Genomic DNA, 1,184 nt, shown 5'->3' with positions numbered 1-1,184 from the left:
ATCAAAGACGGCGCCGGCAACGATCGGTCGTGGATCGCTCGCGCCTGGTACAAGCAGATCCCCGGAAACCCAGCCGGCCCAATCGCCGTCCCCATCACGATCCAAGGAACCGGCACCAACACCAACACCTCGGTGAAAGTGACGCTGCCGCAACTATTCAGGGAGGGCTTCTAGATGACTGTCGCCCTCCCCGGATACCCGCGCCCCAACACCACCGAGGTCAAAGGCAAAGGGGCGATCGGCGTCGGCCTGAGCCCGGAGGGCGTCGAGACTCGCAGATTCGACGTCGCCCGTTGTCGGCTGCGCGCTACGTGTGGGCCGGATCGGCGTATTGGTGTCACTTCGCGATGCCGGCCCGGACGTCAGGCTGGCATCACTTGTCCCCTCGTCCTCACACTCGACGAGTTGAGCACCTGACGCTCTCGAATTGGTCAGGCTCGAAGACTCACCGAGAGTGTTCGGCAGCCTCCAGAAGCTACCGAGGTCGTACAGGAACTCGCGCTGGATCGAGTTCGTCGTGTTCGTCCCATCGGTTCGGGGAAGGTAGATCGGGGCATCGGAGAAGTCGAACACCGCCGATGCAACGCTCTGGCCGGTGTCGGTGATCGACACCCGAAGTGCGTCGGTGGAGACGATGTCTCCGCCGGGACATGATGCTTTCATTTCCATTAGAACGACGAGACCCTCTGCCTGCGTGCGGTATTCAACCGGCGTCAGGGTCGGCGTCCGTCCGCATTTCGTGACGTACTCGTCGCCTCCGTCGATTTCAGGGACAGCGGGCAGTTTGCCTGGCGCTCCCGACGGTCCGCCGGTCGGTCGGTAGTAGACGAATTCGTCATTGGAGATCGACGCGGCGCAGCATTCGGGCTCGCCCGACAACTCGCCGATCACGGCAACAAGAAGGCAGCCATCGCCGCCCTCGACGAAGTACCCACGTCTTCCCGGCACTACAACGTCGCACGGATGTCCAGCGCTCTGACGATGCTGTCCGGCGTTCCGATCGCCGAACTCGACGAATCGACTCTGAGGGAAGCTGCCCGTCGTGTTCGGGCGCTACCGGCTGAGGAGAGCCGAAGTCTGCACACCGCTAACTCGCAGGCTCATTCTTCAAAAGGCACGCAGTCACGAGAACAAGGCAAGCCTTGTTCCGACGCTCCCACGGCTTGTAGGCACACGGTTTCAGG

Annotated in this window: 2 protein-coding genes; one reads left to right on the top strand and one right to left on the bottom strand. The window is 62.4% G+C overall.

Features of this window, described 5'->3' with window-relative positions:
* Positions 1–153: 153 nt before the first annotated feature.
* Positions 154–891 (bottom strand): hypothetical protein, encoded by a 738-nt coding sequence (locus tag ABT116_RS48355; RefSeq protein WP_351647888.1) that lies wholly within the window; start codon positions 889–891, stop codon positions 154–156.
* On the opposite strand from ABT116_RS48355, the gene ABT116_RS48350 reads away from it, so the two are divergent.
* Positions 838–1,184, top strand: a 347-nt coding sequence (locus ABT116_RS48350) for a tetratricopeptide repeat protein (protein ID WP_351647890.1), incomplete at its 3' end; no start/stop codon positions are given. The two genes, ABT116_RS48355 and ABT116_RS48350, sit on opposite strands and share 54 nt — an antisense overlap.

Source organism: Streptomyces sp. NPDC002130, from assembly GCF_040296465.1.
In the GTDB taxonomy this organism is placed as follows: Bacteria; Actinomycetota; Actinomycetes; order Streptomycetales; family Streptomycetaceae; genus Streptomyces.
Note: the sequence above shows the minus strand (reverse complement) of the source record. Positions and strands in the feature narration are given on the sequence as shown.